Below are 16698 nucleotides of genomic sequence, written 5' to 3'. Positions count from 1 at the left end.
TAAATAGTTTTTTTGTCATTTTCAACATTCTCCGATCCCAATTTTCCTTTTATTATACAAGAAATACCCTATAGAATAGACTTTTTTCAAGTGTCTATTCTATAGGGTACATTTTAATAAGGGAGCATGCCTTTTTTGTGGAATCGACATGTGTAATAATACCAAAAAGAGTTGTCGAAAGATATATAGAAAGAATGATAAGGATCGTGCATATTTAGAAGAATTTCTACTTGTTTCGACAAAAGTATTGACTAGGAAAAGCGTAATGAGTAAAATAAAAAAGCGAATTAAAAATTTTCAGAAAATTTAAAACTTGGAGGAGTGAAAGATGAAGCGAATTTTTCAAAAGAAGCCAATTGCAAAGTTAATGCAAGAAAGTAAGCAAAAAACGTTAGCAAGAACATTGGGCGCGCTAGATTTAACTATGCTTGGAATCGGAGCAATTGTTGGAACTGGTATTTTTGTTCTAACGGGTGTTGTGGCAGCGAAACATTCTGGGCCAGCTATTATATTATCATTTGCGATTGCCGCTCTAGCTTGTGCCTTTGCTGCATTTTGTTATGCTGAATTTGCTTCTTCAGTTCCTGTCTCGGGCAGTGTGTATACGTATACATACGCGACGATGGGGGAAGTATTCGCATTTTTAATTGGCTGGGATTTAATGCTGGAATATTTACTTGCTACATCTGCTGTAGCGAACGGTTGGTCTGCATATTTTCAATCTTTATTAAAGGGGTTTGGAATTCATATCCCGACTATTCTCTCCTCGGCTCCTGGTACAGGTAAGGGTGGAATAATTGATCTACCTGCAGTTCTAATTATTTTAGTGATGACAGTTCTTTTATCTAGGGGTGTTCGTGAAAGTGCACGAGTAAATAACATTATGGTATTTATTAAAATAGCAGTTGTTCTTATTTTTATCTTTGCTGGTTTTAATTATGTGAAACCTGAAAACTGGACGCCTTTTATGCCATTTGGTTTAGATGGTGTAATGGCTGGAGCGGCTACAGTATTTTTCGCATTTATAGGATTTGATGCAGTTTCAACAGCGGCAGAAGAAGTGAAACGTCCGCAACGTGATTTACCAATTGGTATTATTGCATCGTTATTAATTTGTACAGTTCTTTATATCGTTGTTTCGCTTATTTTGACAGGAATTGTTCCATACGGGCAGCTAAATATATCAGATCCAGTTGCTTTCGCACTTCAATTTATTGGACAAGATGGTTTAGCGGGGGTAATTTCAGTAGGAGCAATTACAGGAATTACAACAGTAATGCTAGTTATGATGTATGGGCAAGTTCGTGTTTCTTATGCGATGAGCCGAGATGGTTTACTGCCGAAGCGTCTAGCTAAAGTTCATCCGAAATTTAAAACGCCATTTTTAAATACATGGACAACGGGAATTATTGCGGCACTGATTTCAGGATTAATAGATTTAAATGTTTTAGCGCATCTTGTAAATATGGGGACATTGTCAGCATTTGCACTCGTAGCTGTTGCGGTAATCGTAATGAGAAGAACTCATCCAGACTTACCAAGGGCATTTAAGGCTCCGCTTGTACCATTTTTACCAGCATTAACAGTGATTTTCTGTTTATACTTAATGCTTCAATTATCGGGGACAGCGTGGATTAGTTTTGGGATATGGATGGTTATTGGTATAGCGGTTTACTTCTTATATAGCCGAAAACATAGTGCTTTAAATAATAGTAAAAAAGAAGAAGATGTTGCAAATTTATAAGCGAAAAAAATCCATTCTAATTCTGTTAGAATGGATTTTTTATTTGAAAATTTACATTTTTCTGAACTTATTGTAAGATAATTGTTGGCTAACTAAAGGGGTGGAATGATGAAAAATACGTGGCGTGAGTTAAGGGAGATGGACCGTAACGTATGGATTCGATTTATTGGAGAGACGTTAAATGGAATTGCAATGATGATGTTAATGCCTTTTTTTGCATTATATTTAAAAGATAAGGTAGATTCGTTGTTGGAAGTTGGGGTTATTATGGCGCTTTCTCCAATTGCTGCAAGCTTTGGATCACTTATAGGAGGGAGAATTGCTGACATATATGGAAGAAAGCCTATTATGATATTTTCTATGGCAAGTAATGCATTATTAATGCTCGGTTTTCTATTTATAGAAGGATTTATTCCATATGCAATTTTATCTATTTTTTTAGGGTTGAGTAATTCTTTATTTCATCCAGCTGCATCAGCTATGGTCGCAGATGTAACGGTACCAGAAAAAAGAACAGAGGCATATGGTTTATTACGAATGGGACACAATATAGGTGCTGCGATTGGTCCGATAATGGGAGCATCAGTAGTTGTGTTGTCAAAGAACCTTGTGTTTATTATTGCCTCTTCTACAATGCTATTTTATGCGTTACTTGTATTACTTCTTATTCAAGAGACGATGCCAAAAAGGACAGATAGGGAAGAACATAAAGAAAAGGAATCTGGAGCAGTTTGGAAAATTGTAATGCAAGATAAGGCATTAATGATTTACTTATTAGCAGGTATTATCATTTCGATGGGGTTTTCTCAAACCGAAGGCATGTTGCCACTACATTTTGATAATGAAATGAAGCGTATTTTTGGAACGAATAATCCATATCCATATTTAATGGCGTTAAACGGACTATTAGTTGTTTTATTCCAGTTTCAAATTTCAAAATGGGCTACGGATAAACCAGTCGGGAAGACGATGTTATATGGTGCATGTTTATTCGGGATTGGATTATTTTTTATAGGGTGGTTACCGAAGTGGTTTGGAGAATTTAATACAAATGCTACAATTATTTTAATAACACTACTGTTCGTTTATGCTATATATACGTTAGGTGAAATGATTATGTCGCCTGTACAGATGACATTTGTAGCAAATTTGGCCCCTGAGCATTTGAGAGGGACTTATATGGGAGCTGCAAGTTTGCAGTGGATTACAGGAAGCGCATTTGGCCCACTTTTGGGAGGTTTTTTATTAGATCGATTACTTGGTCACTTTCTATTTACAATTTTAGCTGTAGGATGTGTAGTTGCAGGTATTGTATATGTTTCTTTAGATCGCCTTGTTGAGCAAAGGCAAAAAGACACACTAACCAAACAATCGTCTTAGTGAATAGGTGACATACACAAAAAAGGGGATTTCTACATATTTTAGGTACATAACTAGATTAGATTGCCATTTTATTTTGTGTACCTATATAGAAAATGAAATGAAAAACCAATAAGTGATGTTATTTAATTATTTATGGAAGTTACATTTTATTTCAAATAGGAACTACCTATTTTTATAAAAAGTGCTAAAATAGAAAAATGAAAACAATTGGTTAGGGTGATTTCATTGACGAAAATTAAATTAGGTTTATTATATGGTGGAAAATCAGCTGAGCATCAAGTTTCGCTACAGACGGCTCTTGCTGCTATTAAAGCGTTAAATCAAGATAAATTCGAGATTCATCCAATTTATATTACAGAACAAGGTCAATGGGTACGTGGTGAGCGTATTGAAGGCGAAGTAACAGATGTTGAAGCTTTAAAAATGAGTGGTGCAGAAAATGCGATTTCTCCGTTATCATTAAGTACAGAAATTATCCCATCTGCAGCTTCTGAGGAGAACGCTATTGACGTTATTTTCCCATTACTACATGGACCAAACGGTGAAGATGGAACGGTTCAAGGACTATTAGAATTAATGAATATCCCTTATGTAGGAAATGGTGTTCTAGCATCATCTGCTGGTATGGATAAAGTTGTTATGAAAAACATCTTTGCAGAGGCTGGTTTAAAACAAGCAAAATATGCATCCTTCATTCGTAGTGCATGGGAAAAAAATCGTGAGGAAGCTTATTCTAAAGTAGAAGATAAGTTAGGATATCCTTGCTTCGTAAAACCAGCGAACCTTGGTTCAAGTGTTGGTATTAATAAGTGTAAAAATCGTGAAGAACTTGAGGATGCATTTGTAGAGGCATTCCAATTTGATCGCAAAATTATTGTAGAAGAAAATATTGTAGGTCGTGAAGTAGAAGTTGGGGTACTAGGTAATGATGAGCCGAAATGTTCAGTTGTAGGTGAAATCGTCCCGAAAAAGGACTTCTATGATTATAAGTCGAAATATATCGATGGTGATACGGCGCTAATTATTCCAGCTGAAATGACAGAAGAAGAATCTAATGTAATTAAGCGTGATGCGATTATTGCATTCCAATCATTAGACGGTGCAGGTTTAACGCGAGCTGATTTCTTCTTAACGAAAGATGGAGAAGTGTATATTAACGAAGTAAACACAATGCCAGGATTTACACCGTTCAGTATGTTCCCTCTATTATGGCAACATACTGGGTTACCGTATCCAGAATTAATCGAAGAGCTAATTCGTTTAGCGATTGAACGTCACGAAGAAAAACAAAAAATTAAATATACAATCTAACAAAAAAGGAGGAAGCACTATTCATAGGAATAGTGCTTCCTCTATGTAAGGAGCGTTTCTATATGATAAAGCGAATGTTAAAGCAAGTGGAACAGATGGTAAATGGTACTGGATTAGCAGAGCAATATGAGGGAATTACTATTCAAGGCGTGTCTATTGATACAAGAAAAATTAAAAAAGGAAACTTGTATGTTCCGATTCAAGGGGAGCGCTTTGATGGACATGGTTTTGTAGATAAAGCTGTTGAAAATGGAGCTGTGGCTACATTATGGATGAAAGATGTAGCGAATCCACCTGAGAATCTTCCGGTTATTTTTGTGGAAGACACGCTATCGGCATTGCAAATGTTAGCGAAAAACTATCGTGATCAATTGGATGTTAAAGTTGTAGGTGTAACGGGTAGTAACGGTAAAACATCTACGAAAGATATTGTAACAAGTCTTCTTGCGACTAAGTTCAAAGTGCAAAAAACAGAAGGGAACTTCAATAACCATATCGGATTACCTCTTACCATTTTAAACTTAGAAGAAAATACAGAAGTAGCAGTATTAGAGATGGGTATGTCAAGCCGAGGCGAAATTGAATTCTTATCTAAGTTAGCTCGTCCTAATGCAGCTATCATTACGAATATCGGTGAGGCACATTTAATGGATTTAGGATCTCGTGAGGCAATTGCTGAAGCGAAATTAGAAATTGTTACAGGGTTACAAGAAGGTGGCGTGTTCGTATATAACGGAGATGAGCCTTTATTAACGAATCGTGTTCCTGAAATGAATTTAGCGGCAGAAACGGTTACGTTTGGTGATGCAAGAGCAAACGATTATTATCCAACGACTGTAACATTACAAGCAACTGGGACACATTTCAAAATGAATAGAGATGAAAATATTTCATTCTACTTACCTGTGTTAGGAAAACATAATGTGTATAATACACTTGCTTCAATGGCAATTGCGAAACATTTTGGTGTAACGTGGGAAGAGATGAAAGAAGGGTTAGTAACACTTCAAATGACGGGCATGCGTATGGAAATTGTGAAAACCAATAGTGGTTTAACAATTATCAACGATGCTTATAATGCAAGTCCGACGGCTATGGAAGCAGCATTCCATTTAATGAATGGTTTAGATGGTTTTGCTAAAAAAATCGTTGTGCTCGGTGATATGTTAGAACTTGGAGATCAAGAAGTACAGTTCCATTATGAGGTAGGAAAATTAATCGATCCAGCAAAAATCTCGTATGTATTCACATACGGTAGATTAGGGGCTCAAATTGCTGAAGGAGCGAAAATTAATTTCCCTAATGAACGTGTAAAGGCGTATGATAATAAAGAAGAGTTAGTAAAAGATTTACAAGCAGTAGTCGATGTGAAAGATGTTGTATTAATAAAAGCATCTCGCGGTATGAAATTAGAAGAAGTAATTACGATGTTGAAATAATTGGTGTATATAAATAGGGATGATAGTTACGAAAATAGAAGAAACTTATAATAAGCGCTTACAGTAAATATAAAAAAATAAAAGTGAAGAAAAAAACTCTGAATATGAAAATAAGGTAACAGTTGGGTTTGCTTTTTACACATACAAAACTTATAATTGATAAAGTGTAATAACGTTTAGAAGTATTTTCGTGAAGAATATACGCCCGTTTATATACGTGAGCATTCAGGAAAAGGGCTTTTCCGCAAATTCGGAAAACGCCTTTTTTTAAATGATAAGTATAGGATAGAAAAGGAGAAGTAACATTGACAACATTTCGAGAATTAGGATTAAGTGATTCTTTACTGCAATCTGTTGAAAGTATGGGCTTTGAAGAGGCTACACCAATTCAAGCTGAAACAATTCCACATGCATTGCAAGGTAAAGATATTATTGGGCAAGCGCAAACAGGTACAGGGAAAACAGCAGCATTCGGATTACCACTATTAGATAAAGTGGATACACATAAAGAATCGGTTCAAGGTATTGTTATCGCGCCAACGCGTGAATTAGCAATTCAAGTTGGAGAAGAATTATACAAAATTGGTAAGCATAAACGTGTTCGTATTTTACCAATTTATGGTGGTCAAGATATTAACCGCCAAATTCGTGCTCTAAAAAAACACCCACACATTATTGTTGGTACGCCGGGTCGTATTTTAGATCATATTAACCGTAAAACACTTCGTCTGCAAAACGTAGAGACAGTTGTTCTTGACGAAGCGGATGAAATGTTAAACATGGGCTTCATTGAAGACATTGAAGCAATTTTAACAGATGTGCCAGAAACACATCAAACATTACTATTCTCAGCGACAATGCCGGATCCAATCCGCCGTATTGCTGAGCGTTTCATGACTGAGCCTCAACACATTAAAGTAAAAGCAAAAGAAGTAACAATGCCAAACATTCAGCAGTTCTATTTAGAAGTGCAAGAAAAGAAAAAGTTTGACGTGTTAACACGCTTATTAGATATTCAATCTCCAGAGCTTGCAATCGTATTCGGTCGTACAAAGCGCCGTGTTGATGAATTATCAGAAGCATTAAACTTACGTGGTTATGCTGCAGAAGGTATTCACGGTGATTTAACTCAGGCGAAACGTATGTCTGTATTACGTAAATTTAAAGAAGGTTCTATTGAAGTTCTTGTTGCAACAGACGTTGCTGCACGTGGTCTTGATATTTCAGGCGTAACGCACGTATATAACTTCGATATTCCACAAGATCCAGAATCATACGTTCACCGTATCGGTCGTACTGGTCGTGCAGGTAAAAAAGGTATTGCAATGCTATTTGTAACACCACGTGAATCAGGACAATTAAAAAATATCGAGCGTACAACAAAACGTAAAATGGACCGCATGGATGCACCGACACTTGACGAGGCATTAGAAGGTCAACAACGTTTAATCGCTGAAAAGCTTCAAAGCACAATTGAAAATGAAAACTTAGCATACTACAAGCGTATTGCAGAAGAAATGTTAGAAGAAAATGACTCTGTAACAGTAGTAGCTGCTGCTTTAAAAATGATGACTAAAGAGCCGGATACAACTCCGATCGCTTTAACATCAGAACCACCTGTTGTTTCAAGAGGCGGCGGTTCTAAAAAACGCGGCGGTAACGGAGGCGGATACCGTGATGGTAACCGTAATCGTAGTCGTGATGCACGCGGCGGTGGCGATGGACGTAATCGTGACCGTAACCGTGATGGACGTAATCGTGACGGAAACCGCGATCGTAATCGTGATGGTGGTAGTCGTGGTCGTAGAGGTGAAGGCCAAGGTCGCCCTGGTTCTTCAAATGGACGCGGCGAAAGAAAACATCATAGCCGTCCACAAGCTTAATAAAAAAAAGAGAATGCCCTTTGCGGGCATTCTCTTTTTTTATTTCTATAATTGTGCATACTACATAATAGTTATGATAGAAAAGGGGCTGTTATATGCTTGTAAGGCTTGGTTACGTTGCGATGAGTGTACATTTGAAGAATGCATCTCCATCTCAAACGATGACGTATGCACAGTTTCAGAAATTAGATGATCGTGCTGCTGCAATTCGTAAACTTGAAAGAATTGCTAATTCCAATTTAGAAAATTGTTTACGTTTATTAAAGCATAATAAAGGGCATGACATATCTTTCTTTCGGCTCAGTTCAAAGCTCATTCCTTTAGCGAATCATGAGGAATTGATAGAGTGGAACTATATTCGTCCTTTAAAAGAAAATTTAAAAAAACTAGGTGAATATGCAGTTCATATGAATATGAGAATTGATTTCCATCCAGATCATTTTGTTGTACTAAATTCACCTGAGGAGAGTGTTTTTAAACAATCTGTAAAAACATTGCAGATGCACAAAAAATTATTAAAAGGTATGGGGATTGAACATAAGCAACGATGTGTACTGCATGTTGGAGGAGGATATAAAGATAAAGAACTTGCATTAGAGCGCTTTATAGAGAATTGGTCGAATGTCCCAAGGGGTATTCAAGAAATGATTATATTAGAAAATGATGATACAACCTTTACGTTAGAGGAAACATTATATTTAGGAGAAAAATTAGATATTCCCGTCGTATTTGACTTGCATCACCATATGATGAATAATGAGCAAGAAGATTGGTATGAAGATTGGGCACGTGTCGTTCATACGTGGGAAACGTCTTTGTTGCCGGTTAAAATGCATATCTCTAGCCCTAGAGAGGGAAAAGATCCAAGAGCTCATGCAGATTATATTAATGTAGAGGCATTTTTATCTTTTTTAAGAAGGATAAAGGGAAGTGTTCCGCAAATTGATTGTATGATTGAGGCGAAGATGAAGGATGAGTCTTTATTTCAATTAATGAGAGATTTAAGTGAACAAGTAGATGTAGAAATTATCGATGGTGCAAGCTTTTATATTAAATAAGCTTTGCACCATCGTTTTTTTTTGTTAAAAAAGGGGTTAAAATGCCACCGGTTATTAAACCTGTTAAATGACTGATCGGATTGGCAGAAGGATTAAAGAAAGTAAATAGAAGTAATAGAAGTATCATAATTGAGAAAATAGCAATTTCTTTTGGTTTTGAAGAGCGGTATCGATTGTACAATAAAAATAACTGTGCACCTAATAGTCCGAAAATACCACCTGATGCACCTGCGTGAATATATTCAAGTGGCATAATAATATAAGAAGAAATATTTCCTGAAATTCCAGAGAGAAAAAATAGAATAAAAAAAGAAAAGTGTCCGAGTTGCTTTTCGATAGAAGAACCAAGAGCAAACAAAAAAATAATATTAGAAAGAAAATGTTGTAAGTCTACGTGTACAAGAAGAGAAGTTATGACACGCCACCATTCTCCTTTAGCGATATATTCATTAGAGGCTGCCAGTGGGAAGAGAAAAAAGTCGCCTAATATCATCATGACTAGATGAATAAGAAGTAAGGTAAGAATAGTCGGTTGTAAAGAAATATGGGTGGATCTTATTAGCATACGGTTACTTTCACCCCTTTTGCATCAGAAAGATTCTCTGTTATTCTTATCAATATGAAAGAAGAAAGTTAAATAGAAGAAGGGGATTTCGAAATGATTATAGGGATTGGTATCGATATTATTGAATTAAATCGTATTGAAAAAATGCTAGATGGAAAGCTTAAATTTATGGAACGTATTTTAACGGAAAATGAACGTAATGTTGCTATGGAGCTGAAAGGAAGTCGCCTTACAGAGTTTGTAGCTGGAAGGTTTGCAGCGAAAGAGGCGTATTCAAAAGCTGTAGGTACTGGTATCGGAAAAGAAGTGAGTTTTTTAGATATTGAAGTGAAAAATGATGAAAGAGGTAAGCCAATTCTGATTACAAGTACAGAGTATATTGTTCATTTATCAATTAGTCATAGTAAGGAATTTGCTGTTGCTCAAGTTGTTTTAGAAAGCTCGTCACGCTAGTCTGCATATTTTATATCTTTGTCTCATATATTTGAGGTAGCGATAAGGAAGGTACATCTTCCATTCATTTATAGGGGCAAAGGGGCTGAATTGATGAAAAGGCGTCTGTTTTTAGTTCTTGTCGGTTTGTTGACCGTTTTTGTGTTGGCGGGTTGTATGGAAAAGAAGCAAGATGATGTCGTGAGAGATTTAGAATCAAAAGTAAAAGGGATGAAAAGTTATCAAGCTGAGGCAAAATTATCTATTAAAACAGGCAATGAGCCTCAAGAGTATAACGTAGAGATTTGGCATAAGGAACCGTCTTTTTATCGTGTGAATTTAAAAAATGCAAAAAAAGATCAAAGCCAAATTATTTTGAGAAATGAAGAAGGTGTATTTGTATTAACGCCAGCACTTAATAAGAGCTTCCGTTTTCAAAGTGATTGGCCGCAAAATAGTAGCCAGGCTTATTTATATGAATCACTTGTAAGAGATATTTTGCAGGACAAGAAAAACCTTACTTTTGAGAAAACAGATAAGTATTATATTTTTAAAACAAAAACAAATTATCAACATCAAAATATGTTGCCTAGACAAGAGATTACATTGAATAAGAGCGATTTGACTCCAGTTTCAGTGAAGTTAATGGATAATGATCAAAATGTTCTTGTGAAAGTAGATTTCTCTAAAGTGAAATTTGATGCGAAATTTGATAAAGGTGCATTTGATACGAAACAAAATATGTCTAGAGCGCAGGTAGATGTTCAAACTACAGCGAAAGAAGACAAACCGTTTGCTATTTTGTATCCACTTGATACACCACAAGGTATGACTCTGCAAGATGAAAAAGAGTTGAAGACAGACAGTGGCAAGCGTGCGATACTCACATACACTGGAAATAAGAAATCCTTTACTTTAATACAAGAAAAGGCAAAAGTTGCAGAGGCTTCATCAGCGGTAAGTGTAAGTGGAGAACCAGTTGATCTTGGGTTTACGATTGGTGCATTGACGAAAGACTCTGTAACGTGGTCGCATAACGGAGTAGAATATATGCTCGTGTCTAAAGGTTTAGAGCCGAAGGAGCTGTTAATGGTTGCTCGTTCAGTTACAGCGAAGCAGGTGAAGTAAACTTCTTAGACGTGGTGATATATGTGCACCACGTCTTTTCTTAGTTTGAAGGTGGATTTCATAAAAGAAGCATATAAAAGAATAAGCTTCGCATATCGTGTATAAGGAAGTGTATTTATGGAAGAAGCACCATTTTACCGTGACACTTGGGTGGAAGTGGATTTAGATGCCATTTATAACAACGTTACACATATTAAAGAGTTCATCCCAAGTAATGTAGAGATTTTTGCTGTAGTTAAAGCAAACGCATATGGGCACGATTATGTACCGGTGGCTAAAACGGCATTAGAAGCAGGTGCAACAAGGTTAGCTGTTGCTTTTTTAGATGAAGCTTTAGTGCTTCGGAGGGCTGGTATTACTGAGCCGATTTTAGTGTTAGGTCCCTCGCCGCCACGTGATGTAAATGTAGCTGCTGAAAATGATGTAGCGCTAACTGTTTTTCAAAAAGAATGGGTGGACGAAGCAATTGAACTTTGGGATGGTTCATCTGTAATGAAATTCCATATTAACTTTGATAGTGGTATGGGGAGAATTGGAATACGTGAAAGAAAAGAGCTAAAAGAATTTTTAAAGAGTTTAGAGGGTGCACCGTTTTTAGAGTTAGAAGGAGTATACACGCATTTTGCAACGTCAGATGAAGTTGAGACTTCGTATTTTGATAAGCAATATAACACGTTCTTAGAGCAGTTAAGTTGGTTGAAAGAATTCGGAGTGGATCCTAAGCTTGTTCATACAGCTAATAGTGCTGCGACGTTACGTTTTCAAGGGATTACATTTAATGCAGTGCGAATTGGGATTGCAATGTATGGATTATCTCCTTCTGTAGAAATACGTCCTTTTTTACCATTTGAATTAGAACCGGCGCTATCACTTCATACGAAAGTCGCTCATATTAAACAGGTAATTAAAGGTGATGGAATTAGTTATAACGTCACCTACCGAACGAAAACTGAAGAATGGATTGCGACTGTAGCGATTGGCTATGCAGATGGGTGGCTTAGAAGGTTACAAGGATTTGAAGTGCTTATAAATGGTAAAAGGGTACCGATTGTAGGGAGAGTAACAATGGATCAGTTCATGATTCATCTTCCTTGTGAAGTGCCACTTGGTACGAAAGTTACGCTTATTGGAAGGCAAGGAGATGAGTATATTAGCGCTACAGAGGTTGCGGAATACTCAGGGACTATTAATTATGAAATTATTGCAACGATTAGTTTCCGTGTGCCAAGAATATTTATACGGAATGGTAAGGTTGTAGAGATAATTAATTACTTGAACAATATATAGAAGGTAGTATGATTGCTTCTTGTCATTGGAGTGACTGTTCATTGCTGGATAATAAGCTCTTTTTGATGAGAAGCTTTTTACTTATAATCATTTTTTATATAAGTTGCACGTAAGTTTTGAAGAGGAGTTCTATTGTTTTTAGTTAGTTATGAGATAAAAAATTTAAGAAGATGAATGTTTTGTTTGTGAATTGGAAAACATAAGCAAGGAATAAGGAAGTCTTTGCAACAGGCTCCATACAATGGTATTATTACAATAGGTGTCATATATATATTTGGGTGTGTAGTTGACGGTGGAGGTGTATTTTTGTGTCCGAATCAAGTGTAACTACTGAAATCGTGGTTCGGTTGCCAAAGCAAATGGTAACGGAATTGGACGGAATTGGAAAACAAGAGAATAAGAATCGCCATGAACTAATTTGCCAGGCAACACAATTGTTATTGCGTCAACATAAGACGAAGAAACGCTACCAACATGAATCAATGCGACGTGGGTACATTGAAATGGGAAAAATTAATCTTGGTATTGCATCTGAAGCTTTCTTAGCAGAGTATGAAGCAGCTCATACAGTAGAACGCTTAGTTAGCGGGGGGTAATATTTTGATTGTAAAACGCGGCGACGTGTATTTTGCAGACCTTTCCCCAGTTGTTGGTTCTGAGCAAGGAGGCGTTCGTCCGGTTCTTGTCATTCAAAATGACATCGGAAATCGTTTTAGTCCAACGGTGATTGTAGCGGCTATTACTGCACAGATTCAAAAAGCGAAATTACCCACTCATGTGGAAATTGATGCGAAAAAGTATGGTTTTGAGAGAGATTCTGTTATTTTACTTGAGCAGATTCGAACAATCGATAAGCAACGCTTAACGGACAAAATCACTCATTTGGATGAAGTGATGATGAGTCGTGTAGATGAAGCGTTGCAAATTAGTTTAGGACTAATAGATTTTTAAATCGGCAGTTTAAGTTGCTCTCTTTGAAGGGCAACTTTTTTTATTATAGAGGAGGTTACGGTTGTATATGGAAATGGTAGATAATCGACAAGCGTTAATGAAAATGTTAGTGAAAGAATTAGGCTTTACCGAAAAGCAAGTTCGTCATGTTATTCAATTAACAGAAGAAGGTAACACAGTTCCATTTATTGCTCGTTACCGAAAAGAATGGACAGGCTCTTTAGATGAGGTGCAAATTCGTACGATTTTAGAGAGATGGCAATATATGATGCAACTTGAAGATAGGAAGGAAGAAGTTCTTCGTCTTATTGATGAGAAGGGGAAACTGACAGAAGAGCTACGACAGCAAATTGTTAAAGCTACAAAGTTGCAAGAAGTAGAAGATCTATATCGTCCATATAAAGAGAAAAGAAGAACGAAAGCGACAATTGCTAAAGAAAAAGGATTAGAACCATTAGCTGAATGGTTATTGTTATATAAGAAAGAAGATCCGGCTAAAAAGGCAGTGGAATTTATTAATGTAGAGAAAGAAGTGCAATCTGCAGAAGAAGCTTTACAAGGTGCACAAGACATTATTGCAGAAATGGTTTCAGATGAAGCTGCGTATCGTAGTTGGATTCGAAATGTTACTTTTAGAAAAGGTGTTATGTCTTCGTCCGTGAAAGATGAAGAAAAAGATGAAAAGAATATATATGAAATGTATTACAGTTATGAAGAACCATTGCAAAAAGTAGTACCACATCGTGTATTAGCAATGAATCGTGGCGAGAAAGAAGATATATTGAGAGTTGCTGTTGTTCCGCCAGTAGATGAGATAGTAACTTTCTTAAATAAGAAAGTAATTCGTGATAACGATTCGAAAAGTGCACATTATGTACAATTAGCGATTGAAGATGGTTATAAACGATTAATTCAATCTTCAATCGAAAGAGAAATTCGTAAAGAATTAACAGAAACAGCTGAAGAACAAGCGATACATATTTTCTCTGAGAATTTACGTAACTTATTATTACAACCTCCGATGAAAGGGAAAGTCGTGCTAGCGGTAGATCCGGCATATAGAACTGGTTGTAAATTGTCTGTAGTAGATGATACGGGGAAAGTACTACATATCGATGTTATTTATCCGCATCCACCTGTTCGTAAATATGATGATGCAAAAACGAAAGTTCTTTCTATTATAGATAAATATCAAGTTGAAATGATTGCAATTGGTAATGGGACAGCATCTAGAGAAACAGAAGAGTTTATAGTAGATGTATTACAAAGTGTGAACCGAGATGTCTTTTATATTATTGTAAATGAAGCGGGTGCGAGTGTGTATTCGGCTTCTGATTTAGCCCGTGAGGAATTCCCAAATTTACAAGTTGAAGAGAGAAGTGCCGTTTCTATTGGAAGACGTCTGCAAGATCCACTTGCTGAACTTGTGAAAATTGATCCTAAATCAGTTGGGGTTGGACAATACCAACATGATGTATCTCAAAAGAGACTGAATGAGTCATTAACATTTGTAGTAGAAACAGCTGTTAACCAAGTTGGGGTTAATGTAAATACGGCTTCGGTTGCATTGTTACAATATGTTTCAGGTTTATCGAAAACTGTTGCGAAAAATATTGTGGCAAAGAGAGAAGAAGATGGGAAATTCACGAAGCGCACGGAATTAAAGAAAATCCCGCGTTTAGGTGCAAAGACGTATGAACAATGTATAGGTTTCTTACGTATACTAGAAGGAGCGAATCCATTAGATCGAACAGGTATTCATCCAGAGCAATATAAAAATGTTGAATTGTTATTGAAGAGTCTAGGGTTATCGATAGATGACGTAGGACAACCGCAATTACAAAAGAGATTGGAAGAAGTAGAGATTTCTAAGTTATCTCAAGAAACAGGAGTTGGGGAGCCGACGTTAGTTGATATTATAGATGCGCTTATTAGTCCAGAAAGAGATATGAGGGATGAGTTGCCTAAACCACTTCTGAAAAAAGGGATTTTGAAATTAGAAGATTTAAAACGTGGTATGGAACTAGAAGGAACAGTTCGTAACGTTGTTGATTTTGGTGCTTTTGTTGATGTTGGCGTAAAGCAAGATGGTTTAGTACATATTTCTAAACTTAGCAAACAGTTTGTAAAGCATCCGTTAGATGTTGTATCAGTAGGGCAAATTGTAAAAGTATGGGTAGATGATATTGATACAAAAAAAGGACGCGTTGCACTATCTATGTTGCCGATTGAATAGTAAGAGAAGAGAGCAGATGAAACTGCTCTTTTTTTATGGAATAAAAAGTGTAATGGATTATGAGCTTTGATGTATTTTGCTATAATAAAACCAGCATTCATTTAATAATTTAATTTGATACCGGTTTTTTTCGAAATATGCACGTTGCATTTGTTTTTTTAGCCACGTAGGCATAGGAATCCCTCCTTGTTTAATCCTGCTCTCAAAAATCTAAAATGCTATTGATGAGAGGTTGGTGAGTGGATTTCTATTCATGTTTTGTTTTTAGAAACCACGCTTCTTACATGAGGATGGGTATATGTACTATTTAATATATGTATAAGAAGGGAGAAAAGTGTAAAAATATTTTTTTGTTTAGGAGGAATGAGAGTGGATGAGCAAGAAATTCAGCGACTAGTGGAAGAAGTGTCACTACAATACTTTGAGATGCCGTTCTTACATAAAGCAGTGTTTAATAATAGATTACGTACAACTGGTGGGCGTTATTTGTTGAAGAGTCATAATATCGAACTGAATTATCGATATTACGAAGTGTATGGTGAAGAAGAGTTAGTCGGGATTATTAAACATGAGCTTTGTCATTATCACTTACATATTGCAGGAAGAGGGTATAAGCACAGGGATAGAGATTTTCGTGAGTTGTTAAAGAAAGTTGATGCACCACGTTTTTGTAAACGAATGATTAATGAAGAGAAGGAAAAAAAGGTTTACAAGTATGAATGTATGGAGTGTTCAATTCAATATGTAAGAAGGCGTCAAATAAATACAAAAAGATATGTCTGTGGAAAGTGTAAAGGGAAACTCAAACCGATATCGAAAACATCTTGACAGTAAAAACGCAATCCAGTATATTATAAACATGTCACGTTTGAACAAGATGTTGTTAAAAACTTCTTGACTTACAGAGAGAATTTTTATAAGATACAAATTGTCTTCATTATTCCGCAGTAGCTCAGTGGTAGAGCTATCGGCTGTTAACCGATCGGTCGTAGGTTCGAGTCCTACCTGCGGAGCCATACAGAGAAGTACCCAAGTGGCTCAAGGGGCTCCCCTGCTAAGGGAGTAGATCGCTAACGCGGTGCGAGGGTTCGAATCCCTTCTTCTCTGCCATACATATTGGCCCGTTGGTCAAGTGGTTAAGACACCGCCCTTTCACGGCGGTAACACGGGTTCGAATCCCGTACGGGTCACCACTTCGGAGGATTAGCTCAGCTGGGAGAGCACCTGCCTTACAAGCAGGGGGTCGGCGGTTCGATCCCGTCATCCTCCACCATATAATTT

At 36.6% G+C, this 16698-nt stretch carries 15 protein-coding genes and 4 tRNA genes; 17 read left to right on the top strand and 2 right to left on the bottom strand.

Annotated elements, in window-relative coordinates:
- Positions 1-328: 328 nt before the first annotated feature.
- From bcaP to uvsE, 6 genes are all read left to right on the top strand, one after another.
- A complete protein-coding gene (bcaP, locus tag CGQ22_RS30600; RefSeq protein WP_000821075.1) occupies positions 329-1744 on the top strand; it encodes a branched-chain amino acid transporter BcaP in 1416 nt (471 codons plus the stop codon).
- Between the two features lie 108 nt (positions 1745-1852).
- The gene (locus CGQ22_RS30595; protein ID WP_000799727.1) at positions 1853-3124 is read left to right on the top strand and encodes an MDR family MFS transporter; all 1272 of its coding nucleotides are present in this window, start codon (positions 1853-1855) and stop codon (positions 3122-3124) included.
- 228 nt (positions 3125-3352) lie between these two features.
- Entirely contained in the window at positions 3353-4438 is a 1086-nt protein-coding gene (locus CGQ22_RS30590) for a D-alanine--D-alanine ligase (protein WP_000161427.1), read from the top strand.
- A gap of 62 nt (positions 4439-4500) precedes the next feature.
- The gene (murF, locus tag CGQ22_RS30585) at positions 4501-5877 is read left to right on the top strand and encodes a UDP-N-acetylmuramoyl-tripeptide--D-alanyl-D-alanine ligase (protein WP_000595966.1); all 1377 of its coding nucleotides are present in this window, start codon (positions 4501-4503) and stop codon (positions 5875-5877) included.
- 305 nt (positions 5878-6182) lie between these two features.
- Positions 6183-7760, top strand: coding sequence for a degradosome RNA helicase CshA (cshA, locus tag CGQ22_RS30580; RefSeq protein WP_000206584.1), 1578 nt, complete (start codon positions 6183-6185; stop codon positions 7758-7760).
- A 95-nt stretch (positions 7761-7855) separates the two neighbouring features.
- Positions 7856-8818: a UV DNA damage repair endonuclease UvsE gene (gene uvsE / locus CGQ22_RS30575; protein ID WP_000961160.1), complete on the top strand. Its 963-nt coding sequence runs from the start codon at positions 7856-7858 to the stop codon at positions 8816-8818.
- On the opposite strand, the gene CGQ22_RS30570 is transcribed toward uvsE, so the two are convergent.
- Complete coding sequence (locus tag CGQ22_RS30570) at positions 8811-9383, bottom strand: rhomboid family intramembrane serine protease (RefSeq protein ID WP_000908521.1); 573 nt, start codon at positions 9381-9383, stop codon at positions 8811-8813. The two genes, uvsE and CGQ22_RS30570, sit on opposite strands and share 8 nt — an antisense overlap.
- A gap of 93 nt (positions 9384-9476) precedes the next feature.
- Between CGQ22_RS30570 and acpS the strand changes: the two genes are divergently transcribed.
- From acpS to CGQ22_RS30540, 6 genes are all read left to right on the top strand, one after another.
- Entirely contained in the window at positions 9477-9836 is a 360-nt protein-coding gene (gene acpS / locus CGQ22_RS30565; RefSeq protein WP_000583417.1) for a holo-ACP synthase, read from the top strand.
- Positions 9837-9992: 156 nt separating this feature from the next.
- Positions 9993-10943 (top strand): LolA family protein, encoded by a 951-nt coding sequence (locus tag CGQ22_RS30560; RefSeq protein WP_002004297.1) that lies wholly within the window; start codon positions 9993-9995, stop codon positions 10941-10943.
- Positions 10944-11060: 117 nt separating this feature from the next.
- On the top strand, positions 11061-12230 hold the full coding sequence (alr, locus tag CGQ22_RS30555) for an alanine racemase (RefSeq protein ID WP_000390613.1): 1170 nt from the start codon (positions 11061-11063) through the stop codon (positions 12228-12230).
- A 308-nt stretch (positions 12231-12538) separates the two neighbouring features.
- Positions 12539-12826, top strand: coding sequence for an antitoxin EndoAI (locus CGQ22_RS30550; protein ID WP_000004570.1), 288 nt, complete (start codon positions 12539-12541; stop codon positions 12824-12826).
- A gap of 4 nt (positions 12827-12830) precedes the next feature.
- Positions 12831-13181, top strand: coding sequence for a type II toxin-antitoxin system endoribonuclease NdoA (gene ndoA, locus CGQ22_RS30545; protein ID WP_000635965.1), 351 nt, complete (start codon positions 12831-12833; stop codon positions 13179-13181).
- Between the two features lie 67 nt (positions 13182-13248).
- Positions 13249-15417 carry a Tex family protein gene (locus tag CGQ22_RS30540; RefSeq protein WP_000426236.1) on the top strand — a complete coding sequence of 723 codons (2169 nt, stop codon included), beginning with the start codon at positions 13249-13251 and terminating at the stop codon, positions 15415-15417.
- Between the two features lie 57 nt (positions 15418-15474).
- Here the strand turns inward: CGQ22_RS30540 and cmpA are convergent, their stop codons facing one another.
- Complete coding sequence (gene cmpA / locus CGQ22_RS30535) at positions 15475-15591, bottom strand: cortex morphogenetic protein CmpA (RefSeq protein WP_001143642.1); 117 nt, start codon at positions 15589-15591, stop codon at positions 15475-15477.
- A gap of 195 nt (positions 15592-15786) precedes the next feature.
- Between cmpA and CGQ22_RS30530 the strand changes: the two genes are divergently transcribed.
- The 5 genes from CGQ22_RS30530 (at position 15787) to CGQ22_RS30510 (ending at position 16690) form a co-directional block, all read left to right on the top strand.
- Positions 15787-16245: a SprT family protein gene (locus tag CGQ22_RS30530; protein ID WP_061883709.1), complete on the top strand. Its 459-nt coding sequence runs from the start codon at positions 15787-15789 to the stop codon at positions 16243-16245.
- A 113-nt stretch (positions 16246-16358) separates the two neighbouring features.
- A tRNA-Asn gene (locus tag CGQ22_RS30525) sits at positions 16359-16433 on the top strand.
- Between the two features lie 3 nt (positions 16434-16436).
- Positions 16437-16527, top strand: a tRNA-Ser gene (locus CGQ22_RS30520).
- 8 nt (positions 16528-16535) lie between these two features.
- Positions 16536-16610: transfer RNA gene (locus tag CGQ22_RS30515), tRNA-Glu, on the top strand.
- A gap of 4 nt (positions 16611-16614) precedes the next feature.
- Positions 16615-16690 (top strand) — tRNA-Val (locus CGQ22_RS30510).
- Positions 16691-16698 lie beyond the last annotated feature (8 nt).

The organism is Bacillus sp. M13(2017), from assembly GCF_002218325.1.
GTDB classification, from domain to species: domain Bacteria; phylum Bacillota; class Bacilli; order Bacillales; family Bacillaceae_G; genus Bacillus_A; species Bacillus_A thuringiensis_K.
Note: the sequence above shows the minus strand (reverse complement) of the source record. Positions and strands in the feature narration are given on the sequence as shown.